Here is a 24018-nt window from a genome sequence, read left to right as displayed (position 1 = left end):
GCTCTTCGACGACATCGAACCGAGCGGGTGACGCTGAAATCAAATCTCGAACGTGCCCGAGGCAACGCGCACAGCGTGGCCGCCGATGCGGGCGCGGGCGATTTCGCCGTCCTTGATGTCCATACGCAAATGGATATGGGACGGTCGCTCCATCTCCACGCCCTGCTCGATGAGCAGCGGATAATGGCCGTCAGTCAGGCCGTCGAAATGGTGGATGGCGCCGGAAAGGGCGGCGGCGGCGGAACCGGTGGCCGGGTCTTCTGAAATGCCCATATCCGGAGAGAACATGCGGGCGTGGAACTTCGCCGCGTGATTGATGCCGCCGCGACAGTAGATATAGGCCGCCGCCAGACGTCCTTCGACCAGCGGCGCGGTGCGCAGCCACAGATTGGCGTCGAAATCCATGTCCCTGATGGCGGCGATATTGTGCAGCGGTACGATGAGGAACGGTACCCCGGCCGTCCAGATCGACGGTACATGGTTTTCAAAGCCGAGATGCGCCTCGCTGACGCCCAATGCATCGGCAAGCGCGGTGTGATCGAGCGGCAGCTCGACGCGGGACGATTTGCGCGGCAGGTCGAATTCCGCGAAGCTGACCGCGCCGGCACGCATCTTCACCGCGCAACGCACCGGACCCACCTGCTCTTCCAGCACGCAGACCATATCGATATCGTCATCGCCCTCACCGCGATTTCGCTCGGCGATGGCCACCGCCGCGCCGACTGTCGGATGGCCTGCGAAGGGCAATTCACCCGATGGTGTGAAGATGCGCAGCGAAGCCGCATGGGCCGGATTGCTGGACCGGTTGACGAAAACCGTCTCGGAGAGGTTCATTTCCCGCGCGATCGCCTGCATCGTGGCCTGGGGAAGATCATCGGCGTCATACATGACCGCCAGCGGGTTTCCCGCCATTTTCGTCTCGGTAAAGACATCGTAGATATCGTAGTTCAGCGCCACATCCGTCTCCTGCCACTCGTCATTCCGACTGCCTTGGCAAACTGCATCAGGCCGTCCCGCATCGCAACCCTTGTCGGCGGGCGCAAATCAAGAAGCTGTGGACCGGAGCGGTGCGGTCCGCCGCCAGGGAACGCCTGCGTCTTCGAAAGGCCTTGTCGCCAGCGGCCGTCTTCATGTACCAAGGGTGCGTCTGGCGGCTTGTTATCGACCTCCCTGTCGAGGTTTAAAGATTTCGAGCCGCTTCAACGGGTTACAGCGCCTTGCGTGGACGGTTTCCGGTCTGCGCGTTGTCGAGGGAAGCGGATGTCGCATTCTACCTATTCACTGTCCTTCGTCGCCTCGGCAACCGAGGAGGCGCAGACGGCGCTGAAAGAGCTGAAAGGCATTTACGGCGATACGCCGTTCGAAGAGGCGGAAGTGATCGTCGCGCTCGGCGGCGACGGCTTCATGCTGCAGATTCTCAACGAAACGATGAATTCCGGCAAGCGGGTCTATGGCATGAACCGGGGGTCCGTCGGCTTCCTGATGAATGACTACCGGGTGGACGGCCTGCTGGAGCGCATCGCGGTGGCGAGCGGCAATGATTTCCATCCCCTGCGCATGACGACGACGGATTCCGACGGCGACGAATTTACGGCACTTGCCATGAACGAGGTCAGCCTGTTTCGCCAGTCGCATCAGGCCGCCAAGCTTCGTGTGGAGGTGGACGGCAAGGTACGGCTGGAAGAATTGATCTGCGACGGCATGATGGTGGCAACCCCGGCAGGGTCGACAGCCTACAATTTCTCCGCCCATGGACCCATCCTGCCGCTGGAATCGCCGCTGCTTGCGCTCACCCCGGTCAGCGCTTTCCGGCCGCGACGCTGGCGCGGCGCGCTTTTGCCGAATAAGGTAACGGTCGATATTCATGTTCTCGAACGCGACAAGCGCCCTGTGAATGCGGTGGCCGACCACACCGAAGTGAAATCCGTTCGTCACGTTCGGATTGCACAATCGCAGGACAGGACGGCCAGAATTCTCTCGGATCCGGATCGTTCATGGTCGGACCGGGTTCTCGCCGAACAGTTCAACAATTGACGCCCACAATCGACAATGGCCATGCAACTGACAAGACCTATCCTCGCTGCCTTTCTTTTCGCCGTCGCCGCGCTTCCCGCGCGGGCGCAGACGGAAGCGATTGACGCGCTGCCGGTTTCGGCGATCTTCGTCGTCAGCAGCGGCATGTGGGAAGATCGCAATCTTGAGCCGGTGAAAGGCCCCGACGGGCAGTTGCGGCCGCCGCCTGCCTCGCCCACGCGCGGCTATTACAAGGTCATCGCCATCCGCCAGGGCGACGGCACGGCGAAAATCTACCTGCAACGCATCGTCTTTACCGCCGACGGACCGAATCTCCTGGAAAATATAGAGCTGGAAGAATTCAGCCAGATGAAATCCTATGTCACGGATATTCGTCCCGAAAGCTCGAATGGCGCACCCGCCTCGCCCGGCCTGTTCGTGACCGTCTACCTGAAGACGGACCCGATAGCCAAGGAAGCGGAAAGCTGGACGATCCTGATCGACGAGCTGGGCGAGATGAAGATCGAGAAAGCGTCCAACTGATCGGCCCGATGCGCGGGTCAGGCAAGGTTACGCTTGCAGTGCCTCCGGTCCGGCAAGAACCGCACCGAAATGATGTTTCCACAATCTCGCCCCGAGTTCACCACTGCGGTCGAGACTGGAGCCCACCGTAAGCCACGGCAACAGCGTAGGATGCAACCCCGCATCGAAGAGGGCAAAACCGGCGGCCAGCACGCAGGTATCGGCCTGAATGCCGCAGACCAGCACCCTGTCGAGTTTCAGCGACAGAAGATGGTCGATGACCTCCCGGGGTGGCGCATAACCGTGTTTGATGAATATGCGATCTGCCGCAACAAGCGACTCGTCGTCCCTGCCCGGTTTCCAGCCGAGTTGCCGCTCAAAGGGCGTCACGCTTTCGTCATGGCGCTCGACGGTGGCGATGCTGTGCATTGTCAGGGCGAGAGCGGATATTTCCGCCACCAGCGCAGCCGGCGGATTGAAGCTTGGCTGGACGTCGACGATATAAAGCGCCTGATTCATGCTTGTCCTCCAACGAAAAACCCCTCGCAATGGGTTTGCGAGGGGTAATCTTTTTCAATCGACGCACTTGGCGCGTCAGTCGATATCCGCAACTTCCACATCCGCGCCGCCGCTTATGCGATGCGCGAGGGCCGCTTCCATGAACTCGTTCAGATCGCCGTCCAGCACGTTGCCGGGTGCGGTGCTTTCCACGCCGGTGCGCAGATCCTTGACCAGCTGGTAAGGCTGCAGAACGTAGGAACGGATCTGGTGACCCCAGCCGATATCGGTCTTGGATGCGGCCTGGGCGTTTGCCGCCTCTTCCCGCTTCTGCAGCTCCACCTCGTAGAGGCGGGCGCGCAGCATGTCCCACGCCTTGGCGCGGTTCTTGTGCTGGGAACGCTCCTGCTGGCAGGCAACGGCAATACCGGTCGGAATATGCGTGATACGCACGGCCGAGTCGGTGGTGTTGACGTGCTGGCCGCCTGCGCCGGACGAACGATAGGTATCGATGCGGCAATCGCTCTCGTTGATGTCGATCTGGATCGAATCGTCGACCACCGGGTAAACCCAGACGGAAGAGAACGATGTGTGGCGACGCGCATTGCTGTCATAGGGCGAAATACGAACGAGGCGATGCACGCCCGATTCCGTCTTCAGCCAGCCGAAGGCATTATGGCCCTTGACGAGGATCGTCGCGGACTTGATGCCGGCTTCTTCGCCGTCGTGAACTTCGAGCACCTCGACCTTGAAACCTTCGCGGTCGGCCCAGCGGGTATACATGCGCAGAAGCATGTTCGCCCAGTCCTGGCTTTCGGTGCCGCCGGCGCCGGAATGCACTTCGAGATAGGTATCGTTGGTATCGGCTTCGCCTGACAGCATGGCTTCCACCTGACGGCGGTTCGCCTCGCTCTTCAGCGCCTTCAATGCGTCTTCGGCGTCCTTGACGATCTCGTCATCGCCTTCCATCTCGCCGAGTTCGATCAGCTCGATATTGTCCTTGAGCTGCTGCTCGAGCGCCTTGACGCCATTGATGCTGTCATCCAGCTGCTGGCGTTCGCGCATCAGCTTCTGGGCTTCAGCGGCATCGTTCCAGAGGGTCGGGTCCTCTGCCTTGTTATTCAACCAGTCCAGTCGTCTTATCGCCTGGTCCCAGTCAAAGATGCCTCCTCAGCAGGCTTATGGCCTGCTTGATTTCGTCGACTACGTTCACGATTTCATTGCGCATTTCGCTGGTTCTTCACCTTCATTGAAACTCGTTGCTCAAATAAATGCGGGGGGCGCGGATGTAAAGACCCGCGCCCCCGCCAAACGTCAGGACTGATATCAATAAAGACCGCCGCCACCGCCAGTGATGGCCTGCTGCGCCTGCGGCGAGGTCTTCAGAATGTCTTCCTGCGACATATATCCGTCATCGCCGATGACAGAGAAGGTGGAAGCAGGACCCGTGCCGGGCTTGAAGGCTTCCATGATGGTGTCGGGCTCGCCCTCGACCGCCGCCATGCCGGTCTTGCGGTTGACGGCGACGAAGTTCATGCCGCTCGGTACAATGAACTTGCTCGGCTCCATGTGCTTGGCCGCATCGGAGATGAACTCGCCGAAGATCGGCGCCGACAGCGAGCCACCGGTGCCGCCACGGCCGAGCGGTGCAGGCGAATCGAAGCCGATATAGAGGCCGGCGACCATGTCCGGCGTGTAACCGACGAACCAGGCATCCTTTTCATCGTTGGTCGTGCCCGTCTTGCCGGCAACCGGCAGATCGACCTTGATTTTGCCCGCCGCCGTGCCGCGCTGCACGACGCCTTCCAGCATCGAGGTCGTCTGATAGGCGGTCATCGGGTCGAGAACCTGTTCGCGATTGTCGACGATGACAGGCTCATCCTGGTTCTGCCAGCTCGTCGCGTTGCAGCCCTCGCAGGCGCGCTCCTCATGCCGGAAGATCGTCTTGCCGTAGCGGTCCTGAATACGGTCGATCAGTGTCGGCTTGATCTGCTTGCCGCCATTGGCGATGACCGAATAGGCCGAGACCATGCGCATCACGGTGGTTTCACCCGAACCGAGCGACATGGACAGAAGCGGCGGCATCTTATCGTAGATGCCGAAGCGTTCGGCATATTCCGCGACCAGATTCATGCCCATGTCCTGCGCCAGACGCACCGTCATGAGGTTACGGGATTTCTCGATACCGAGACGCAGGGTCGACGGGCCGGCGGAACCGCCGCCGTAATTCTGCGGCTTCCAGACCTGATTGCCGGAAACGACCTCAATCGGCGCATCGAGAATGACCGACGCCGGCGTGTAGCCGTTATCGAGCGCCGCCGCGTAGATGAACGGCTTGAAGGAAGAGCCCGGCTGGCGCATCGCCTGCGTCGAGCGGTTGAATTCCGACTGCGCATAGGAGAAACCGCCGACCATGGCCAGAACACGGCCGGTATGCGGGTCCATCACCACCATACCGCCCTGCACTTTCGGCGGCTGGCGCAGGCGGTATTCATTGCCGGAATTGGAAAGCGGCTGTGCATAGATCACATCGCCTGCCGCCACGACACCGACCGGCGACTTGGCGGTCGCCTTCTTGCCGGTCGCATCGCGGAAAGCCCAGCGCATGTTTTCAGCGGAGATATGGCCGCGCGTGCGCTTGTCGCCATCTTCCGTTTCCGTGTCCGGCTGCACGCCGATATCGACGCCATCGGCAGCGACGGCGAGGACCACAGCGACCTTCCATTCCGGAACGTCGCGCAGGCCCTTGACCTTGGCGAGCGCCGCCGTCCAGTCACCCGCCGTCTCGATCTTTTCGACGGGTCCGCGGAAACCGCGACGCTCATCATATTGCACCAGACCGTCCTGAAGCGCCTTGCGTGCTTCCATCTGGATCTGCGGATCGAAAGAGGTGCGGACCGAGAGCCCGCCTTCGAGAAGCGCTTCTTCGCCGTATTTCTCGACGATCTGGCGGCGGACTTCTTCGGCGAAATAATCGGACGCGAAGATATGCGCGCCACCGCGACGCAGATTGACGCCAAGCGGCTGCTTTTTGGCGTCCGTGGCGTCGGCGACCGTGATGTAGCCGTTTTCGGCCATGCGGTCGATCACCCAGTCACGACGCTCAAGAGCCGCCTTTTCGCGACGGATGGGATGGTAATTGGCCGGACCCTTCGGCAGCGATGCGAGATAGGCGGTTTCCGCGATCGTCAGTTCCGTCACCGATTTGTTGAAATAGGTGAGCGCCGCGCCGGCAATGCCGTAGGAATTCAGGCCGAAGAAAATCTCGTTGAGATAGAGCTCGAGAATCTTGTCCTTGGAATAGGTCTGCTCGATGCGGAAGGAGAGAATGGCTTCCTTGAGCTTGCGGTCGATGGTCTGGTCGTTGGTCAGAAGGAAGTTCTTCGCCACCTGCTGGGTGATGGTGGAGGCGCCGACCGGACGGCGGCCGGAGCCGAGATTCTGGATATTGACGAGAATGGCGCGGCCAAGGCCGAAGACATCCACACCCGGATGGTTGTAGAAATTCTTGTCTTCCGCCGAAAGGAAAGCAGCCTTCACGCGGTCGGGAATAGCCTGGATCGGCAGGAACAGGCGTTTTTCATGCGCATATTCCGCCATCAGCGCACCGTTGCCGGCATGGACGCGGGTCGTCACCGGCGGCTCATAGGTGCTCAAAACTGCGTAATCCGGCAGGTCCTTCGTCACGCCGTGCAAATAAATCGCACCGGCGGCGGCGGCGCACAGGAAGAGCACGCTGGCCAAGCCGAAAAAATATCCAATCAGTCTGATCATACCAAGCTACCGATAATTCGAATCGTAACCATCAACGCCCGACGATTTACGGGCGCATCCTTGCATATCGCGTGCCGTTTTGCACACCATACCTTCGATGACAAGCCGGATACGGCAGCATTCGCTGATATGTTACCGGGCGGCAGGCCCGCAATCGCGCTGCGGACGCTTTGCGGATCGCCACCGAATCCGCTTTCCGAGTAACGCGGCGAATGTGAGTAAAATAGGGCTTCGCCTTCGTAATCGTCCGCAAGACCCAAGAATTGAACAGCTTTTCGGCGGTCAATGGCAGCGCGGCAACAGCATTGCCGCTCCGCCGGCTGCCCTCTCAGCCGCCATTTGCCATGGCCTTGGCGCGGTATCGCCCAACGGCGGTTGCCAGCGTATCGGCCACCTTCTTGCGCCATTCCCCATCGAGAAGCAGCTTTTCGTCTTCCGGATTGGAGAGGAAACCGAGTTCCAGCAGCACCGACGGCACATCATGGGCGCGCAGCACCATGAAACCGGCGTAACGGTGCGGATTGTTGATGAGCCCCACCTGCCCCTCAAATGAGGAGACGATGTTTTCAGCCAGCGTCACCGAAAAGGCCTGCGTTTCACGGCGGGTGAAATCGAGAAGAATATCGGCCACTTCCGGCGGCTCGCTGGAGGCGGCGACGCCCGCGATCTGATCGGACTTGTTTTCGCGCTCCGCCAGTTCCTGCGCCTGCCGGTCCGATGCCCGGTCCGACAATGTATAGACGGTCGCGCCGCGGATGCCCTTTTGCTTCAACGTATCCGCATGAAGAGAGATAAAGAGGTTGGCATTATTCTGGCGGGCGATGGTCACCCGTTCCGACAAGGCGAGAAAGGTATCGGAATCGCGCGTCAGGAAAGCCTTGATACCGGGTTCGCGGTTCAGCCGCTCGGCAAGTTCCTTGGCGAAAGTCAGCGTGATGACCTTTTCCTCGGTGCCGGTAGTGCCGCCGGTGGCGCCGGCATCAATGCCGCCATGGCCGGCATCGACCGCGATGACGAATTCCGCTGGCCGCGACGTCTTGTCATCCGGCGTGATCGCGGCAGTCGTCACCGGAGCCGGCGCCTGCCACTGCTGATCCTTCACCAGTTCCGCGAACTTGCCCTTGGTGGTGATTTCCGTATCGAGCACGAAATGGAAAGATTGGCCGTTATCGGTCTTTTTGGTTTCGGCAACCGCCACCTGAACCGGCTTTTTCGCCGTCAGCACGATGCGGGCGCTGTTCTGCCCCATACTGCCGAAACGGATATCCGAAAAAAGACCGGTCGGCTTCAGGTCGGATGCGGGAAAGCTGAAATTCACCGCCGGAAAGTCCACAACTATGCGGGCGGGCGAATCGAGATAGTGCACGTCGAATTCCGGCTCTTCGGCGAAGTCGAGAACGATGCGCGTGCGCGCCTCATCGCCGATGATCCGCGCCTGATGGACGACGAGCGGCTCCACCGCATGGGCTGCCGGCGCGGCGGAAACAGAGGCGGCGACGGAAAATGCCAGAGCCGCCGCAAGCCGCGCGATTCGCGCGCCAAGCCGCCCTCTCCCACCGAATATCGCTGCGTTGCGCGTGAAATTCATGGTCTTCAAGAAATTCCGTATTTCAGTCATTTTCGATAAACGGCGAGGAAAAACGCCGGCAACAGTGCCGTTTCGACCACGCCGTACGATAGTTTGCGCGTTTGCGCCCCACAATCGCAGGCCTTGGTGAACCAATTGTTAACCCGGAAATTCCACCAATAATATGGCATATTTAGCCAGCCTATTGCTATTATGACAGAGAAAACATACAACACGGATGAGGGTTAAAAGTGTTGACGGGATAGATGCCCGCCGGCTGCCAATCGAAAAAGACGCTGGCGCTGCAAATCGGGCAATCATCTGCCGTCGTTACATTTATCCTGAAACTCGATCAATTCCGGCCGTGGCCGGAGACCTACCCGGTGGCGCTGCCACCGCCGCTCTGAGGAGAGCAAATTCATCGGACCTCAAGGGGTCTATATATTATTGTCGTTCCGCCTGGCCAATGATGTCGCAGCAGTTTTCACATGAACCGGATACCAGGAGCAGGCCAAGCGCCTCGCCGTCGGTCCGGATGCTGCCAGTTTACAGACGCCCGGCAGGAGACTTCATTTCCGGCACATCCTTGCACTCATATGAAAGGCTCGTCCGTGTGGCGGGCCTGTTCTCGTATAAAACAAGGCTGCGCCGAGGAGCACAGCTTACATGGCAGACAAAATGCTTATCGACGCCTCCCACGAAGAGGAGACACGCGTAGTCGTTGTCCGTGGGAACCGGATCGAAGAATTCGATTTCGAATCGGAGCACAAAAAACAGATCCGCGGCAATATCTACCTTGCCAAGGTCACGCGGGTTGAACCCTCGCTTCAGGCGGCCTTCGTCGATTACGGTGGAAACCGCCACGGCTTTCTCGCTTTTGCGGAAATCCATCCGGACTACTACCAGATTCCGCTCGCCGACCGTCAGGCCCTCCTGAAAGCGGAAGCCGAGGATCATCGCCGCAGCGACGATTTCGAATCCGCTGATGCACCCGAGCCCGGCGCCCCCATGATTGACCTTTCGCAGGTGGATCAGCCGGATGTCGGCATTGTTTCCGCCAGCGAAACCACTGAAACGGTCGTCGTGGAAGAAACCGCGACCGTCGCGGAAGAGGTTTCCGGGGAAGCGGCCGTCGAGGCCGTAGCCGAAGAAGCGCCCGCCGAGGAAGAAAAGCCGAAGAAGCGCACCCGTCGCCCCCGCGCCAAGAAGAAGACGGCGGAAGAAGAAGCCGCAGCGGCCGAGGCCGCCGAAGCGTCTTCCGAAGACGACGGCAGCGCCGGCGGCGAAATGGCCGCCATGGTCGATACCGACACGATTTCCGAGGAAGTCGAGGGTCTTCGCCGCGGCAATGACGATGATGACGACGACGATGACGATCACCACGAAAAGGAAGTGATCGAATCCGTCGGCGCCGAAGACGCCATGGAAGAGGTTCCGGACCGCGTCGCCCGCAAGCCGCGCAAGCAGTACCGCATTCAGGAAGTCATCAAGCGCCGCCAGATCCTTCTGGTGCAGGTGGCCAAGGAAGAGCGCGGCAACAAGGGCGCTGCGCTGACCACTTACCTGTCGCTCGCTGGCCGTTATTCCGTTCTGATGCCGAATACGGCGCGTGGCGGCGGTATTTCCCGCAAGATCACCCAGCCAGCCGACCGCAAGCGCCTGAAGGAAATCGCGCGCGATCTGGAAGTGCCGCAGGGCATGGGCGTTATCCTGCGCACCGCCGGCGCCAACCGCACCCGCGTCGAAATCAAGCGTGACTTCGAATATCTGATGCGCCTGTGGGAAAATGTCCGCACGCTGACGCTGAATTCCACGGCCCCCTGCCTCGTTTACGAGGAAGGCTCGCTCATCAAGCGTTCGATCCGCGATCTCTACAACAAGGATATCGGCGAGATCATCGTTTCGGGCGAAGACGGCTACCGTGAAGCCAAAGACTTCATGAAGATGCTGATGCCGAGCCACGCCAAGGTGGTTCAGCCTTACCGCGACATTCACCCGATCTTCTCACGCTCCGGCATCGAAGCCCAGCTCGACCGGATGCTGCAGCCGCAGGTGACGCTGAAGTCCGGCGGTTATCTCATCATCAACCAGACGGAAGCGCTGGTTTCCATCGACGTCAACTCCGGCCGTTCGACCCGCGAGCATTCCATCGAGGAAACCGCGCTGACGACGAACCTCGAGGCGGCGGAAGAAGTGGCGCGCCAGCTGCGCCTGCGCGACCTTGCCGGTCTTGTCGTCATCGACTTCATCGACATGGAAGAAAAGCGCAACAACCGCGCTGTCGAGAAGAAGCTCAAGGATTGCCTGAAGAACGACCGCGCCCGCATTCAGGTCGGCCGTATCTCGCATTTCGGCCTGCTGGAAATGTCGCGCCAGCGCATCCGCGCTTCGGTGCTGGAATCGACCACGCAGGTCTGCCAGCATTGCGGCGGCACGGGCCATGTTCGCTCGGAATCCTCCATCGCGCTGCATGTGCTGCGCGGCATCGAGGAATATCTGCTGCGGAACACCACGCATAACATCACGGTGCGCAGCACGCCTGAAACGGCGCTCTACCTGCTCAACCACAAGCGCGGCACGATTGTCGATTATGAAGGCCGCTTCGGCGTGTCGATCATCATCGCCGCCGATTCCGGCGTCGGTGCGCAACATTTCGCCATCGATCGCGGTGAAGCCGTCGAAAATCCGGTGAAGATCGAAAGCCTCATCCAGATGCTGCCGAACTTCGTGGAAGAGGAAGACGATTTCGTCGCCGAGGTGGAAGAGGACGAAGACGAGGAAGAAATCGTCAAGGCCCAGACCTCCGAGCCACGCCAGCAGCAGCAGGGCGACAATGGCGAGGAAGGCAAGCGCAAGCGCAAGCGCCGCCGCCGCCGTCGCGGCAAGGGCGGTCAGGGCGAGCAGAACGGCGCGCTCGACGCCCAGTCCGGCGATGGAGAAGGCGATGATGCCGAAGGTGACGACGATGGCGTCGAAACCGATGAAGCCGATGCTGAAACCGAAAACGGTGCAGCGGAAGCGGTAACCTCCGAAGAGGACGGCAAGCGCAAGCGCCGCCGTCGCGGCAAGCGCGGCGGACGTCGCAACCGTGCGGAAGACGAGGCTCTCGATGCCGCCGGCTCGGAAGCCGAAGGTGAAAGCGAAGAGGCTTCCGCCGAAGCATCCGTAACCGAAGAGCCGACCGCCGCCGAGGTGGTGGAAGGTGCGGTTGCCGAGGTTGCGGAAGAGGACGTGCCGAAAAAGCCGCGCCGCACCCGCAAGGCAAAGGCCAAGACTGAAACCGAGGAAGCGCCGAAGGCCGAAGCCGTTGAAACGGTGGAGCCGGTGATCGTCGAGGAAACCGTCGTGGACGTCGCGATTGAAGAAGTGGGTGAGGCTTCGGCCGATCTGGCTTCGGAAGCGGAAACCCCGGCCACGGAAGAAAAGGTCCGCGCGAACCGGGGCAGCAATGTCTCGAGCTCGGAGCCGGTGGTCACCTCTTCCGGTTCCTCCACCCCCGCCGATGGCGATGAGCCCAAGCCCCGCAAGGGCGGCTGGTGGCAGCGCAAAGGCTTCTTCTGAGAGAAGCCACATCCTGAATAAAAGACGCCCGCAACGATGTTGCGGGCGTTTTCTTTTATCGGCTCAAAGAACGGGCGTTTTTTTGCGCCGCTGACATTTTCTCATCCCTGTGCTTGTCACAGGGATGAGAAGTGGGAAAGGCCAACCCGTCAAACAGACCGCGTCAGCCCGCCATCAACGCGGATATTCTGACCGGTAATATACCCGGCCCCCTCAGAGGCAAGGAATGCCACAGTGGCGGCGATTTCCTCGCTCTTGCCGTAACGCTGCATCGGCACGCTCTCGCGGCGTTCCTCCGTCGCCGGCAGACTGTCGATCCAGCCGGGCAGGACGTTGTTCATGCGCACATTGTCGGCCGCATAGGTATCGGCGAAAATCTTGGTGTAGGAGGCAAGGCCAGCGCGGAACACGGCGGATGTCGGGAACATGCTGCTCGGTTCGAAAGCCCAGGCGGTCGAGATGTTGACGATGGCGCCCATCTTCTGTTTCACCATGACGGGCGCGACGATCCGCGTTGGGCGGACGACGTTCATCAGATAGACATCGAGGCCGGTGTGCCATTGCTCGTCGGTAATATCGAGAATGGAGGCGCGCGGGCCATGGCCGGCGCTGTTGACTAGCACATCGATACGGCCGAATTTTTCGAGCGTCAAATCCGTGAGTCGCTGGAGATCGTCATTGGACTGGTTGGAGCCGGTGACGCCGATGCCGCCCAGCTCCTGCGCCAGCGCCTCTCCCTTGCCGGAAGAGGACAGGATCGCGAGTTTGTAGCCATCCGCGGCCAGACGTTTCGCCACGGCTGCCCCCATGCCGCTGCCGCCTGCCGTTACAATCGCTACTTTTTCTGCCGACATCGCTTTTCTCCTTGTCCAATCCTAAGGGTGTCCCGCACCACATTGGCCCATCTATAACGGGTTTCAAAGGCGAGTTCGAACCAGAAAGCCTTGCAGCGGCATGCAGAAAAACTGATGCTGGAAATATCAGCCTAGGCCATTTCCCTCTCCCGGATGGGCTTTCCGGCTGTCGGCTGGCGCTTCCTCCCGCTCCTCGAGGCCATAATCGCGGATCACCTGCGCGATACGCAGCCGGAAATCGGAAAAAACACCGGACCGGCCCAGCGACTGCGCGGCGCGATGCGGCAGGGTGTTGCGCCATGCCCTCACCGCCTCCTCATCCCGGAAAAAGGACAGAGACAGCATCTTGTCCGGATTGCCGATGCTTTGAAACCGTTCGACGGACAGGAAGCCGTCGATGGTTTCCAGCTCAGCGCGCAGGCCTGCCGCGATGTCGAGATAATGCTGCTTCTCGCCTTCAGCCGGCCAGACCTCGAAGATGACGGCGATCATTGTCCGCCTCCGGCATGCGGAGTGGAAGCGAGACGCAGGAAAAGCCGGTCCTCGCGGCGGATGAACTGTTCGCGGCGGGCGAATTCGTAATTTTCCCGCCCCGCAGGATCGGCGGCGAGCCGTGCCCTGTAGGCTTCGTAAGCGGCAAGACTTTCGATGTTGTAGACACCGTAGGCAATGGTGCTCGATCCCTCCTTCGGCGCATAATAACCGATCAGATCGGCCCCGCAGCGCGGTATCGCCTCACCCCATGTGCGGGCATATCGCTCAAAAGCATCGACCTTGAAAGGATCGATCTCGTAGCGGATGAAACAGGTCAGCATCGTTTGTCTCCTCGTGTTTTGCCTTTCTCTTTTACGCCATTGCTTTGCATCAATGCTTCGGCTACCATCGAAGCATGAAAGACGGACCCCTGATCGCCAATGTCGCCGCGCTGATCGGCGACCCTGCCCGCGCCAACATCCTGACAGCGCTGATGGACGGACGCGCGCTGACCGCAAGCGAGCTTGCCGAAGCCGCCGGCGTGACCCTGCAGACCGCCAGCGGGCATCTGTCGAAGCTCTCCGAGGCGCAACTCCTGAAAGCGGAAAAACAGGGGCGTCACCGCTATTTCCGTCTTTCCGACGAGGATGTGGCGCATGTTCTGGAAGCGTTGATGGGTCTTGCCCAGCGCACGGGTGCAGTCCGCGTCCGCACCGGACCGAAGGACAAGGCGCTGCGGGAAGCGCGCATCTGCTACGATCATCTGGCCGGGGAAAGTGGCGTGGCGCTGCTTGCCGCCATCACCGCAAAAGGGCTCGTGACGTTAGGTGATTATCCTGCCCTAACGGAGAGCGGACGCGACTTCTTCTCGAACTTCGGCATAGACCTTTCGCCGCTCGAGAAGGCCCGTCGCCCGGTCTGCCTGCATTGCCTGGACTGGAGCGAACGCCGCCATCATCTCGGCGGCGGGCTTGGCGCATCGCTTCTCGAAGCCATGCAGCAGCGCGACTGGCTGCGGCGCGGAAACGGCCGTGTGCTGACCTTCACTGCAAAGGGCGAAAAGGCGTTCAACAGCACCTTCGGCTGCACGCCCGCCTGATTTCCCTAATCGGATGATCCCAACTTACTTCAGCCAGCCGGCAATACGTCCAACTGCCTCGGCGATATCCGACACGGAACCCGCATAGGAAATGCGCAGCGCCCTGTGGCCTTCCTCGGGGTCGAAATCCATGCCGGGCGTCGCCGCCACATCGATTTCCGCCAGCATGCGCTTGGCGAAATCCATGCTGTCGTTGGAAAAACGGCTGGTATCGACATAGGCGTAAAAAGCGCCATCCATGGGGGATGCCAGCGGCAGGCCGATCTCCGGCAGACGCGCCATCAGAAAATCGCGGTTGGTGCGATAGCTTTCCCGGTAAACATCCAGTTCCTCCGCAGCCGAAAAGGCCGCCGTCGCCGCCAGCTGTGACAGCTCGGGCGGTGAAATATAAAGGCTCTGCGCCAGGCATTCGACCGGCCTGATCAGATTTTCGGGCAGGACCATCCAGCCGATGCGCCAGCCGGTCATGCAATAATATTTGGAGAATGAGTTGATGATCACGGCATTGTCGGTGATTTCGAGCGCGCTCGTCTCTTCGCCGACAAAGGTAAGGCCGTGATAGATCTCATCGGAAATGAAAGCCATGTCGCGGCTTTCGCAATAGCTTGCCAGCCGCTTCAGCGCCTCGCGGCCGGTAACCGTGCCGGTCGGATTGGCCGGGCTTGCCAGAAGCACGCCCTTCAGCTTGCAGCCGGCTTTCGTTTCCGCCCGTTCGAGACTTGCCGGCGTCAGCGTATAACCGGTTTCGGCGGTGACCGGCACTTCCACGACATTGAGGCCGAGCGCCTTCAGAATATTGCGATAGGCCGGATAGCCGGGTCTTGCGATGGCAACATGGTCGCCCGCATCGAAAAGGCTGAGGAAAGCGAGATTAAAGGCGGCAGATGAGCCCGTGGTCACGGCGATGCGGGCCGGATCGATGGCGACCTGATGGCGCAGCCGATAATGGCCGGCGATCGCCTCCCGCAGCTCACGCAGGCCGAGCGCGTCGGTATAGCCGATCCGCCCATGCTTCAGCGCCGCCTCAGCCGCCGCAAGCGAGGCTTTCGGTGCCGGATGCGAGGGCTGGCCGACCGCCATGGAAATGACGGGGCGGCCCGCCTGCCTGCGCCGATTCGCTTCCGCCAGAATATCCATGGCGTGAAAGGGTTCGACTGCGCTCCGCTTCGACATCGTAATCAAGGGCATGCTCTTTCCTGAACCGTATTTCAGAGACTTGCCGCAGAATCACAATCTTCACAATCATGCGATCATAATGCGGACAAGTATTTTTGCCGTATGGCATTTGGCTTAAAGTAAGGTAATTGCCTTCATCAGATTTCAAGAGGCTCCGGCCGCACAGAATGAGGACCGATATGGCGCATTTTCTCCGTTCCACCCTTCTCGCCAGCGTGACGGCCCTTTCGACGGTATTCGCCTCCCTGCCCGCCCATGCGCTCGACGAGCAGCAGAAGAAGGAAATGGGCGAGTTCATCAAGCAATATCTGATCGAGAACCCGGAAATCATGCTCGAGGTTCAGGATGCGCTTGAGCGCAAGCAATATGCGGCGCGCAACGCCAAGGCGGCGGAAGCCGTCGCCGACAACAAGAAGGCCATCTTCGAATCGAAATTCGATCTGGCGCTCGGCAACCCGGATGGTGACGTCACGCTGGTCGAGTTCTTCGATTACAATTGCGGTTATTGCAAACGCGCCATGGGCGACATGGACAATATTCTGAAGAGCGACAAGAAGGTGCGTGTCGTCCTCAAGGAATTCCCGATCCTCGGACCGGAATCGGTTGCGGCCCACCGTGTCTCCAATGCCGTGAAGCTGCTTGCGCCGGCCAAGTATCCCGAATTCCAGCGCACCCTGCTCGGCGGCCGCGGACGGGCGAATGAGGACAGCGCCATGGAAGTCGCGACCTCGCTCGGCCTCAAGGAAGCCGACATCCGCAAATCGATGGCGGAGAACCCCAATGACGAGCAGGTGCAGGAGACTTACAAGCTGGCAACCAGCCTCGGCATCACCGGAACGCCGTCCTATATCGTCGGCGACGAGGCGGTTTTCGGTGCGGTCGGCGCCGACCCGCTGAAGGAAAAAATCGCCAATATGCGCAGCTGTGGAAAAGCCACCTGCTCCTGATTGCTAAAAAAGCCACTGCATTCCCTGTGAGATGCCTGCCAAGTGGCCGGTTTAGGGCTTGCGGGGGCTTTTCCTTGACGGCTGCGCAGTCTATAGGTGTCGCTGATTTTCTTATGGAAACGTGAATGAGCAACATCATCATCGTCATCAACGGCCCCAATCTCAACATGCTGGGAAAAAGGGAACCGGGTATCTATGGTGGCAAGACGCTGAAGGACATCGAGAATGATTGCCTTCAAGCCGGTGCCGATCTCGGTTTCGCAGTGGAATTCCGCCAGTCCAACCACGAAGGCGTGCTGGTGGACTGGTTGCAGGAGGCGGGCGAGCGGGCGGTAGGCGTCGTCATCAATCCCGGCGCCTACAGCCACACATCCATCGCGTTGCATGACGCCATTCGCGCGATTTCCACGCCCGTCGTGGAAGTGCACATTTCCAACATCCACGCCCGCGAAGAGTTCCGTCACAAATCGATGGTATCACCCGCGGCAAAGGGCATGGTCTGCGGTTTCGGACCATATGGATACATCATGGCGCTTCACGCGCTGAAAAACATCACGGCATAAAAAGAAACAAAGAATAGGGTTTGTCATGTCTGAAAAGAAACAGGGTATCGACAAGGAACTGATCCGCGAACTCGCGAATATCCTCAACGATACCGACCTTTCGGAAATCGAAGTGGAGCAGGACGACCTGCGCATCCGCGTTTCCCGCGCCGCCCCCGCCGCCACGGTCTATGCCGCAGCGCCTGCTGCTTATGCGCCCGCACCGGCAGCAGCCCCCGTTGCTGCACCGGCCGCAGCCGCGCCGGCCGCCCCTGCGGCCTCCGCAGCGCCTGCCCGCAACCCGGCCAACACCGTGTCGTCGCCGATGGTCGGTACGGTCTATCTGTCGCCTGCCCCGGGCGCACGTCCCTTCATCGAAGTGGGTGCAACCGTCAAGGAAGGCCAGACCATCCTCATCGTCGAAGCCATGAAGACCATGAACCAGATCCCGGCTCCCAAGTCCGGCAAGGTCGTGGAAATCGTCGTCAACGACGCTCAGCCCGTGGAGTATGGCGAAGCCCTCGTGGTCATCGAATAAAGGCGGTTCAGCATGGTTTCGAAGATCCTCATAGCCAACCGCGGCGAGATCGCGCTACGCGTCCTGCGCGCCGCCAAGGAGCTTGGCATTCCGACGGTGGCCGTGCATTCCACGGCCGACGCGGACGCCATGCATGTGCGCCTTGCCGACGAAAGCGTGTGCATCGGCCCGCCGCCCTCGCGTGACAGCTACCTCAACATCCATCAGATCGTTGCGGCCTGCGAAATCACCGGTGCGGACGCCGTTCACCCCGGTTACGGCTTCCTGTCGGAAAACGCCAAGTTCGCCGATATTCTCGACGCGCACGGCATCACCTTCATCGGGCCGACCGCCGAACATATCCGCATCATGGGCGACAAGATCACCGCCAAGCAGACGGCGCAGGAACTCGGCATTCCCGTGGTTCCCGGTTCCGATGGCGAAGTGAAGCCTGAAAACGCGCTCGAAATCGCCCGGACGATCGGCTTCCCGGTCCTCATCAAGGCGACGGCGGGCGGCGGCGGTCGCGGCATGAAGGTGGCGAAGACCGAAGCCGATCTGGAAGAGGCCGTTGCGACGGCCCGTTCCGAAGCGGCGGCGGCCTTCGGCAACGACGCCGTCTACATGGAAAAGTACCTCGGTAAACCGCGCCATATCGAAGTGCAGGTTTTCGGCGATGGCGAAGGCAATGCCGTTCACCTCGGCGAACGCGATTGCTCGTTGCAGCGCCGGCACCAGAAGGTGCTGGAAGAAGCCAATTCGCCGGCTCTGACCGTCGAACAGCGCATGAAGATCGGCGAGATCTGCGCGAGCGCCATGCGCAAGCTGAAATATCGCGGCGCCGGCACCATCGAGTTCCTCTATGAAAACGGCGAGTTCTATTTCATCGAAATGAACACCCGTCTGCAGGTGGAGCATCCGGTGACGGAAGCCATCACCGGCATGGATCTCGTGCAGGAACAGATCAGGGTCGCTTCCGGTCAGGGCCTGTCGGTCACGCAGGCGGATATCGAATTCCATGGCCATGCCATCGAATGCCGTATCAATGCCGAAGACCCGCGCACCTTCGTTCCCTCGCCGGGCACGCTGACCTATTTCCATACGCCGGGCGGCCTTGGCGTGCGCGTCGATTCAGGCGCCTATCAGGGCTACAAAATCCCGCCCTATTACGACAGCATGATCGGCAAGCTGATCGTTCACGGTCGCGACCGTGACGAGTGCATTCGCCGCCTGCGTCGGGCGCTGGATGAGTTCGTCGTCGACGGCATCAAGACCACGCTGCCGCTTTTCCAGGACCTCCTCCAGAACGAGGATATACTGAACGGCGATTACGACATTCACTGGCTGGAAAAATATCTGGCCGGTGACGCGTCTCACTAAGACGATATGGTTGGGCGGCGCAGCAGAAATAACGGCATAACGGTCGATATCCTGCTGCGCGCCTATTCCGCCGGCCTGTTCCCAATGGCCGATTCGGCTGACGATCCCGAGCTTTTCTGGGTCGAGCCGGAAATTCGGGGAATCATCCCGCTCAATGGTTTTCACGTTTCCAAAAGCCTCGCCAAGGCGATGCGCAGGAAGCCGTTCGAGATTCGCTTCAACACCGCCTTCGAAGCGGTGATGGCCGGATGTGCGGCGGAAGCGCCGGACAGGCCAAGCACCTGGATCAACGCCACCATCCGCAGGCTCTATACCGAGTTGCACCAGATCGGCCACGCCCATAGTGTCGAGGCGTGGGAGGGCGAGGAACTTGTCGGCGGGCTCTACGGCGTCTCGCTGGGCGCCGCCTTCTTCGGCGAGAGCATGTTTTCCCGCCGCACCAATGCATCGAAGATTTGCCTCGTGCATCTGGTCGAGCGTTTGCGGCAGCAGGGATTTACGCTGCTCGACACGCAATTTACGACCGAACATCTGAAGACATTCGGGGCAATCGATATTCCAAAGTCGGAATATGCCACGATACTTGAAGCGGCTGTCGACAGGCCGGATGTGCCCTTCGAAAAATTTTCTGCGCAAGAAAATCCACGCTGAAAACAACCTGAGATTTTGCTTGCAACCCTCAAAAACATGACTTATCCGATCATGATATATGGTTCACCGGGGGATTGTCATGCGCTGGATTGCGGCCTTGTTATTGATGTTGACGCCGGCGGCGAATGTCACCGCTGCCGAACAGCGCCCGAACCCGCAGGCCGCCTGGCGAAGCGAAATTTCCCGAGCCTTGACGGGCGTAACCGGCCGCCCGGAATTCAAGGTCGTGCGGACGAACAAGAAGCAGGTGCTCCTTGTTACTTTCCGCGTTGACCCGGCGGGAAAGATGCAGGCTGTTCAGGTCAAAAACATAAGGGATAGCACCTATCAGACAAGAACGGCCGTGAAGAGGGCGTTTTCTGAAATTAGGTTCCCCTCACCTCCCGCCGGCGATCAGCCCAACAAGTTCACCGTTCCGATCGTGATCGAGCCCGAACTAACGCGGGAGGAAATGATCGAACAACTGGAAAGCAAAAGCAAAGCCCTGGCCGATTTGGCCGAGAAGCTCAGACGCCAGAAATAGGCGCGGTCGTGGGTTAATTACTTGCTTGCCGTAGAGGGAGCGGGAACTTCCGAGTCCTGCTTGCAGCCCGTCAGCCACACGTCGTAAATCGGGTGTTCAACGGCGTTCAGGCCTGGGCTGTCGGCGAACATCCAGCCCGTGAAAATCCGCTTGATCTTGCGGTCGAGGGTGATTTCATCCACCTCGATGAAGGCATCGATCTTCTGCGCTTCCGTCTGGTCGCGGGAATAGCAGACTTTCGGCGTCACCTGAAGCGCGCCGAACTGCACGGTCTCATCGATATAAACATCGAAGGAAGTGATGCGGCCGGTGATCTTGTCGATGCCGGAAAACACCGCCACGCGGTTTTCGAGACGGGCAGCAGAAACGGGCGAAATGAGGATGACAGCAGAGACCGCTGCGAACAGCGAGACTGTCAGCGCACGCAAAGAACGATCCCGCGTGAATTTCCTCATACGATATGTCTCCAAATATTTGCCTGTGTCGAACCGCCGACCGGATCAACGCCTAAGGGCGGAATGTGGCAAAAACCGGTGAGGCCGGATGCAAGCGCGGTGTTTTGCACAACACCGCGCATCGCAAGATGCTTAGTTGCCGGGGGTCCAGGCGTCGTAGTCGCCGGTCACGCGCGGGCGCTCGCCGGCCACGGCCAACGATCCCTGCGGACGATAGGCCTTGGACGAACCGGTGAGGTTCGGCTGGTGCGGCTTCTGCCAGTCGCGCGCAACGTAGCTTTCCTGGCTCGGCGGCACGTCGGTGCGGTAATGCATCCAGCCATGCCAGCCGGGCGGAATGGCCGACGCTTCGGCATAACCATTGTAGATCACCCAGCGGCGCGGCATGCCCCAGGAGGTGGTGCCGCCTTCGTAATAGGTGTTGCCCAACTCGTCCTGTCCTACCTTCTTGCCGAAACGCCAGGTATGAAACCGTGTTCCGATCGTCTGGCCGTTCCACCAGGTGAAGATTTGCGTCAGGAGAGTCTTCATTCTACGTTCCTCGGGCTTGAATGCGCCGCAGCGATTTTCCGTGCACGGCACAAGACATGCTTATGCCGCCCCTCACGGCAATTGTCCAGCATTTCGAGATATATCCGCGCTATTTCAGCTTCATCCTGAAGCCTAAATGCCGCTTCTCGAAACCTAGCCGCTCATAGAAGCGGTGAGCGTCCAGCCGGGCCATGTTGGACGTCAGCTGCGCGGCGTTCAGGCCCTGACGGCGGGCTTCTTCCAGGCAATGATTGATCATTACCGCGCCGATGCCGCGACCGCGCATGTCGGCACGGGTCTGCACCGCCTCGATCACCATGGACTTTGCCCCTCGACCGACGAGCTTGGTCAAAATCGCCATCTGGAAGGTGCCGACCACCTCGCCATCCAGTTCCGCCACATAGAGCGTTTCGCTCGGCGACGCTTCGATGGCGCGGAAAGCGGCAAGATAATCCGGCTGCGCTGATTCTTCCGCCGTATCGCCGTGGCCGCCGATCTCGTCGGCGGCAAAAATGGCGGCGAGTGCGGGAAGATCGTCTTCGCGCGCCGTGCGGATGATCAGCTTCTGCAATGTCTCACTCATCGGGTCAGGCTCTTTTCCATAACGATGCCGGGCAGACCCTCGATGCCCGCCATGCGCTCGATTCGGTCCACCTCGACAAATCCGACGCCTTCATAAAAGGCGATTGCGACAGTATTTTTAGGTTCGACTTCCAGCCGCATGATTTCCGCATCCGGAAAGCAGGTTTCGAGTTCGGCGAAGAGATCGCGGCCGATGCCCTGCCGCTGGAGGTCGGGCGCGACATAGAGCTGGTGCAGCAGGGCCGTTTTCGCCATTTTTGTGGACATGGAGCCATAGGCCATGCCGCCGATCCGCTTGCCGTCGTCAGCCACCAGAAACTCTCCGCCCTTTTTCTCGATGCGATCCTTCATGGCCTGCGGCGAATGCCATGCAAGGATCAGCTGGTTCACCTTGTCCACGCCATAGATCGCATCATAGGTCGCGTGCCACGTCGTGGCGAGCAGGGTGCGCACCGGCTCGATGTCACGCAGGCTTGCCGTGCGGATGAAGAACATGATTTGGCTCCGTCTTGAAACAGAAATGCCGGGCGTTGATCCCGGCAGAAGTGATGTCAGTCCCTCGTACCCGACGTCATCCTCGGGCCTGTCCCGAGGATCTGAGCACGTTGGACCTTGTGGGTCGTTAGATCCTCGGGACAAGCCCGAGGATGACGGATGAGAGCTTTCTGCCTCGATACCTATGAGCACGAGGCAGCGTCCGCTTACTCTTCCTCGATACCGAGCTTGGCCTTCACCAGCGCCTGCACCGCCTGCGGGTTGGCCTTGCCGCCCGTCGCTTTCATGACCTGACCGACGAACCAGCCGGCAAGCGTTGGCTTTGCCTTCACCTTCTCGACCTGATCCGGGTTGGCGGCGATGATCTCGTCCACGGCCTTTTCGATGGCGCCGGTATCGGTCACCTGCTTCATGCCGCGGGCTTCCACGATTTCCGCCGGGTTGCCGCCCTCGTTCCAGACGATTTCGAACAGGTCCTTGGCGATCTTGCCGGAAATGGTCTCGGCCTTGATGAGATCGATGATGCCACCGAGCTGCTCGGGCGAAACCGGCGTCGTCTCGATATCCTTGCCGAACTTGTTGAGCGCGCCGAGCAGGTCGTTGATGACCCAGTTGGCGGCAGCCTTCGCATCGCGACCGGCGGCGACGGCCTCGTAATAATCGGCAATCGCCTTTTCCGAAACGAGGATCGAGGCGTCATAGACCGACAGGCCAAGATCGGCCACGAAACGGGCCTTCTTGTCGTCAGGCAGTTCCGGCAGATCGACCTTCAGCGCTTCGACGAAGGCATCGTCGAATTCGAGCGGCAAGAGGTCCGGATCGGGGAAATAACGATAGTCATGCGCATCTTCCTTGGAGCGCATGGACCGCGTCTCGCCCTTGCCAGGATCGAACAGACGGGTTTCCTGATCGATGACGCCGCCATCTTCCAGAATTGCGACCTGGCGGCGCGCCTCATATTCGATGGCCTGACCGACGAAGCGGATGGAGTTGACGTTCTTGATTTCGCAGCGCGTGCCGAAACCTTCGCCCGGACGGCGCACGGAAACGTTGACGTCGGCGCGCATCGAGCCTTCATCCATGTTGCCGTCGCAGGTGCCGAGGTAACGCACGATGGAACGCAGCTTGGTGAGATAGGCCTTGGCCTCATCCGACGAACGCATGTCCGGCTTGGAGACGATTTCCATCAGCGCCACGCCCGAACGGTTCAAATCCACGAAGGACATGGTCGGGTGCTGGTCATGCATGGACTTGCCGGCGTCCTGCTCCAGATGCAGACGCTCGATGCCGATCTCGATATCTTCGAAATTGCCCTGACGGTCCGGGCCGAGCGAAATGGTGATGGTGCCCTCACCGACGATCGGGTCCTTGAACTGCGAAATCTGGTAGCCCTGCGGCAGGTCCGGATAGAAGTAGTTCTTGCGGTCGAAGATCGAGCGATGGTTGATCTTCGCCTTCAGGCCAAGACCGGTGCGCACCGCCTGTTTGACGCATTCCTCGTTGATGACGGGCAGCATGCCGGGCATGGCGGCATCCACCAGCGACACGTTGGAATTCGGCGCGTTGCCGAAGGTGGTCGATGCACCGGAAAACAGCTTGGAATTGGAGAGAACCTGCGCATGCACCTCCATGCCGATCACGATTTCCCAATCGCCGGTGGCGCCGGGAATGAAGCGTTTCGGGTCGGGGGTGCGCACGTCTACAAGGGTCATCTGAAGCTCACGATATACGGGTTCTTTGGCCTTGGTGGGTAGAACAAATGGAGCGCGGGCGCAAGACATCTTGCACCCTCTCACGCCAGGCCCGGGATTTTCGCCGAAACAGGATACGCGTTTTTTACGCTTCCCGGTTTCAATT

General features: G+C 60.1%; 24 protein-coding genes. 10 read left to right on the top strand and 14 right to left on the bottom strand.

The features are described from left to right. Positions 1-39 precede the first annotated feature (39 nt). A complete protein-coding gene (locus ACQZ5N_RS01635) occupies positions 40-957 on the bottom strand; it encodes a PhzF family phenazine biosynthesis protein (RefSeq protein WP_448731882.1) in 918 nt (305 codons plus the stop codon). Positions 958-1260: 303 nt separating this feature from the next. Between ACQZ5N_RS01635 and ACQZ5N_RS01630 the strand changes: the two genes are divergently transcribed. Together ACQZ5N_RS01630 and ACQZ5N_RS01625 are read left to right on the top strand one after the other, a co-directional pair. Further along, positions 1261-2034: an NAD kinase gene (locus ACQZ5N_RS01630; RefSeq protein ID WP_020810264.1), complete on the top strand. Its 774-nt coding sequence runs from the start codon at positions 1261-1263 to the stop codon at positions 2032-2034. Between the two features lie 21 nt (positions 2035-2055). Then, positions 2056-2556: a hypothetical protein gene (locus ACQZ5N_RS01625; protein WP_448731881.1), complete on the top strand. Its 501-nt coding sequence runs from the start codon at positions 2056-2058 to the stop codon at positions 2554-2556. Positions 2557-2583: 27 nt separating this feature from the next. Here the strand turns inward: ACQZ5N_RS01625 and ACQZ5N_RS01620 are convergent, their stop codons facing one another. The 4 genes from ACQZ5N_RS01620 to ACQZ5N_RS01605 all read right to left on the bottom strand — a co-directional run bounded on the left by ACQZ5N_RS01620 (position 2584) and on the right by ACQZ5N_RS01605 (position 8395). Further along, positions 2584-3054, bottom strand: coding sequence for a cysteine hydrolase family protein (locus tag ACQZ5N_RS01620; RefSeq protein WP_448731880.1), 471 nt, complete (start codon positions 3052-3054; stop codon positions 2584-2586). Between the two features lie 75 nt (positions 3055-3129). Continuing rightward, a protein-coding gene (gene prfB / locus ACQZ5N_RS01615) for a peptide chain release factor 2 (RefSeq protein ID WP_174056705.1) occupies positions 3130-4261 on the bottom strand; the annotation gives its coding sequence in 2 pieces (ribosomal slippage) (positions 3130-4191 and positions 4193-4261; 1131 coding nt in all). A gap of 98 nt (positions 4262-4359) precedes the next feature. Next, positions 4360-6807 (bottom strand): penicillin-binding protein 1A, encoded by a 2448-nt coding sequence (locus ACQZ5N_RS01610; RefSeq protein WP_080852171.1) that lies wholly within the window; start codon positions 6805-6807, stop codon positions 4360-4362. 328 nt (positions 6808-7135) lie between these two features. Next, positions 7136-8395, bottom strand: a complete 1260-nt coding sequence (locus ACQZ5N_RS01605; RefSeq protein ID WP_080817139.1) for an N-acetylmuramoyl-L-alanine amidase — start codon at positions 8393-8395, stop codon at positions 7136-7138. A gap of 645 nt (positions 8396-9040) precedes the next feature. Here ACQZ5N_RS01605 and ACQZ5N_RS01600 point away from each other — a divergent pair. Beyond that, positions 9041-11935, top strand: a complete 2895-nt coding sequence (locus ACQZ5N_RS01600) for an Rne/Rng family ribonuclease (protein ID WP_448731879.1) — start codon at positions 9041-9043, stop codon at positions 11933-11935. Between the two features lie 149 nt (positions 11936-12084). Here the strand turns inward: ACQZ5N_RS01600 and ACQZ5N_RS01595 are convergent, their stop codons facing one another. The 3 genes from ACQZ5N_RS01595 to ACQZ5N_RS01585 form a co-directional block, all read right to left on the bottom strand. After that, complete coding sequence (locus tag ACQZ5N_RS01595) at positions 12085-12789, bottom strand: SDR family oxidoreductase (RefSeq protein ID WP_448731878.1); 705 nt, start codon at positions 12787-12789, stop codon at positions 12085-12087. 126 nt (positions 12790-12915) lie between these two features. Beyond that, the gene (locus ACQZ5N_RS01590; RefSeq protein ID WP_448731877.1) at positions 12916-13281 is read right to left on the bottom strand and encodes an antibiotic biosynthesis monooxygenase family protein; all 366 of its coding nucleotides are present in this window, start codon (positions 13279-13281) and stop codon (positions 12916-12918) included. Then, positions 13278-13604 carry an NIPSNAP family protein gene (locus ACQZ5N_RS01585; RefSeq protein ID WP_448731876.1) on the bottom strand — a complete coding sequence of 109 codons (327 nt, stop codon included), beginning with the start codon at positions 13602-13604 and terminating at the stop codon, positions 13278-13280. Before ACQZ5N_RS01585 ends, ACQZ5N_RS01590 begins: the two co-directional genes overlap by 4 nt. A gap of 74 nt (positions 13605-13678) precedes the next feature. On the opposite strand from ACQZ5N_RS01585, the gene ACQZ5N_RS01580 reads away from it, so the two are divergent. Next, positions 13679-14362, top strand: a complete 684-nt coding sequence (locus ACQZ5N_RS01580) for an ArsR/SmtB family transcription factor (RefSeq protein ID WP_448731875.1) — start codon at positions 13679-13681, stop codon at positions 14360-14362. A 24-nt stretch (positions 14363-14386) separates the two neighbouring features. Here the strand turns inward: ACQZ5N_RS01580 and ACQZ5N_RS01575 are convergent, their stop codons facing one another. After that, the gene (locus tag ACQZ5N_RS01575; RefSeq protein ID WP_448732097.1) at positions 14387-15544 is read right to left on the bottom strand and encodes a pyridoxal phosphate-dependent aminotransferase; all 1158 of its coding nucleotides are present in this window, start codon (positions 15542-15544) and stop codon (positions 14387-14389) included. Positions 15545-15717: 173 nt separating this feature from the next. On the opposite strand from ACQZ5N_RS01575, the gene ACQZ5N_RS01570 reads away from it, so the two are divergent. The 6 genes from ACQZ5N_RS01570 (at position 15718) to ACQZ5N_RS01545 (ending at position 20098) form a co-directional block, all read left to right on the top strand. Further along, entirely contained in the window at positions 15718-16485 is a 768-nt protein-coding gene (locus ACQZ5N_RS01570; RefSeq protein ID WP_003521455.1) for a DsbA family protein, read from the top strand. Positions 16486-16610: 125 nt separating this feature from the next. Then, complete coding sequence (aroQ, locus tag ACQZ5N_RS01565) at positions 16611-17048, top strand: type II 3-dehydroquinate dehydratase (RefSeq protein ID WP_065653953.1); 438 nt, start codon at positions 16611-16613, stop codon at positions 17046-17048. Positions 17049-17073: 25 nt separating this feature from the next. Next, on the top strand, positions 17074-17565 hold the full coding sequence (gene accB, locus ACQZ5N_RS01560; RefSeq protein ID WP_059752742.1) for an acetyl-CoA carboxylase biotin carboxyl carrier protein: 492 nt from the start codon (positions 17074-17076) through the stop codon (positions 17563-17565). A gap of 12 nt (positions 17566-17577) precedes the next feature. Further along, a complete protein-coding gene (gene accC, locus ACQZ5N_RS01555; RefSeq protein ID WP_059752741.1) occupies positions 17578-18924 on the top strand; it encodes an acetyl-CoA carboxylase biotin carboxylase subunit in 1347 nt (448 codons plus the stop codon). 6 nt (positions 18925-18930) lie between these two features. Then, positions 18931-19575, top strand: a complete 645-nt coding sequence (gene aat / locus ACQZ5N_RS01550; RefSeq protein WP_269827795.1) for a leucyl/phenylalanyl-tRNA--protein transferase — start codon at positions 18931-18933, stop codon at positions 19573-19575. A gap of 79 nt (positions 19576-19654) precedes the next feature. After that, positions 19655-20098, top strand: coding sequence for a hypothetical protein (locus ACQZ5N_RS01545; RefSeq protein ID WP_223215620.1), 444 nt, complete (start codon positions 19655-19657; stop codon positions 20096-20098). A 17-nt stretch (positions 20099-20115) separates the two neighbouring features. On the opposite strand, the gene ACQZ5N_RS01540 is transcribed toward ACQZ5N_RS01545, so the two are convergent. The 5 genes from ACQZ5N_RS01540 to gatB form a co-directional block, all read right to left on the bottom strand. Continuing rightward, positions 20116-20553 carry a DUF2155 domain-containing protein gene (locus tag ACQZ5N_RS01540; protein WP_065653957.1) on the bottom strand — a complete coding sequence of 146 codons (438 nt, stop codon included), beginning with the start codon at positions 20551-20553 and terminating at the stop codon, positions 20116-20118. A 132-nt stretch (positions 20554-20685) separates the two neighbouring features. Next, complete coding sequence (locus tag ACQZ5N_RS01535) at positions 20686-21084, bottom strand: NADH:ubiquinone oxidoreductase subunit NDUFA12 (RefSeq protein ID WP_003521463.1); 399 nt, start codon at positions 21082-21084, stop codon at positions 20686-20688. Between the two features lie 109 nt (positions 21085-21193). Then, entirely contained in the window at positions 21194-21667 is a 474-nt protein-coding gene (locus ACQZ5N_RS01530) for an N-acetyltransferase family protein (protein ID WP_448731874.1), read from the bottom strand. Next, the gene (locus ACQZ5N_RS01525) at positions 21664-22161 is read right to left on the bottom strand and encodes a GNAT family N-acetyltransferase (RefSeq protein WP_003521465.1); all 498 of its coding nucleotides are present in this window, start codon (positions 22159-22161) and stop codon (positions 21664-21666) included. Before ACQZ5N_RS01525 ends, ACQZ5N_RS01530 begins: the two co-directional genes overlap by 4 nt. A gap of 206 nt (positions 22162-22367) precedes the next feature. Next, positions 22368-23873: an Asp-tRNA(Asn)/Glu-tRNA(Gln) amidotransferase subunit GatB gene (gene gatB, locus ACQZ5N_RS01520; RefSeq protein WP_080853179.1), complete on the bottom strand. Its 1506-nt coding sequence runs from the start codon at positions 23871-23873 to the stop codon at positions 22368-22370. Between the last annotated feature and the right edge of the window lie 145 nt (positions 23874-24018).

Source organism: Agrobacterium sp. 22-221-1, from assembly GCF_053522445.1.
This window is presented reverse-complemented; position numbering and strand designations above follow the sequence as displayed.

Coding starts and splice junctions, on each gene's coding strand:
- ACQZ5N_RS01530 (WP_448731874.1), bottom strand. CDS start 21,667: ATGAGTGAGACATTGCAGAAGCTGATCATCCGCACGGCGCGCGAAGAC.
- ACQZ5N_RS01570 (WP_003521455.1), top strand. CDS start 15,718: ATGGCGCATTTTCTCCGTTCCACCCTTCTCGCCAGCGTGACGGCCCTT.
- ACQZ5N_RS01600 (WP_448731879.1), top strand. CDS start 9,041: ATGGCAGACAAAATGCTTATCGACGCCTCCCACGAAGAGGAGACACGC.
- gatB (WP_080853179.1), bottom strand. CDS start 23,873: ATGACCCTTGTAGACGTGCGCACCCCCGACCCGAAACGCTTCATTCCC.
- ACQZ5N_RS01580 (WP_448731875.1), top strand. CDS start 13,679: ATGAAAGACGGACCCCTGATCGCCAATGTCGCCGCGCTGATCGGCGAC.
- ACQZ5N_RS01605 (WP_080817139.1), bottom strand. CDS start 8,395: ATGAATTTCACGCGCAACGCAGCGATATTCGGTGGGAGAGGGCGGCTT.
- ACQZ5N_RS01585 (WP_448731876.1), bottom strand. CDS start 13,604: ATGCTGACCTGTTTCATCCGCTACGAGATCGATCCTTTCAAGGTCGAT.
- ACQZ5N_RS01595 (WP_448731878.1), bottom strand. CDS start 12,789: ATGTCGGCAGAAAAAGTAGCGATTGTAACGGCAGGCGGCAGCGGCATG.
- ACQZ5N_RS01620 (WP_448731880.1), bottom strand. CDS start 3,054: ATGAATCAGGCGCTTTATATCGTCGACGTCCAGCCAAGCTTCAATCCG.
- accB (WP_059752742.1), top strand. CDS start 17,074: ATGTCTGAAAAGAAACAGGGTATCGACAAGGAACTGATCCGCGAACTC.
- ACQZ5N_RS01590 (WP_448731877.1), bottom strand. CDS start 13,281: ATGATCGCCGTCATCTTCGAGGTCTGGCCGGCTGAAGGCGAGAAGCAG.
- ACQZ5N_RS01535 (WP_003521463.1), bottom strand. CDS start 21,084: ATGAAGACTCTCCTGACGCAAATCTTCACCTGGTGGAACGGCCAGACG.
- ACQZ5N_RS01610 (WP_080852171.1), bottom strand. CDS start 6,807: ATGATCAGACTGATTGGATATTTTTTCGGCTTGGCCAGCGTGCTCTTC.
- ACQZ5N_RS01630 (WP_020810264.1), top strand. CDS start 1,261: ATGTCGCATTCTACCTATTCACTGTCCTTCGTCGCCTCGGCAACCGAG.
- ACQZ5N_RS01625 (WP_448731881.1), top strand. CDS start 2,056: ATGCAACTGACAAGACCTATCCTCGCTGCCTTTCTTTTCGCCGTCGCC.
- ACQZ5N_RS01545 (WP_223215620.1), top strand. CDS start 19,655: ATGCGCTGGATTGCGGCCTTGTTATTGATGTTGACGCCGGCGGCGAAT.
- accC (WP_059752741.1), top strand. CDS start 17,578: ATGGTTTCGAAGATCCTCATAGCCAACCGCGGCGAGATCGCGCTACGC.
- ACQZ5N_RS01540 (WP_065653957.1), bottom strand. CDS start 20,553: ATGAGGAAATTCACGCGGGATCGTTCTTTGCGTGCGCTGACAGTCTCG.
- aat (WP_269827795.1), top strand. CDS start 18,931: ATGGTTGGGCGGCGCAGCAGAAATAACGGCATAACGGTCGATATCCTG.
- aroQ (WP_065653953.1), top strand. CDS start 16,611: ATGAGCAACATCATCATCGTCATCAACGGCCCCAATCTCAACATGCTG.
- ACQZ5N_RS01525 (WP_003521465.1), bottom strand. CDS start 22,161: ATGTTCTTCATCCGCACGGCAAGCCTGCGTGACATCGAGCCGGTGCGC.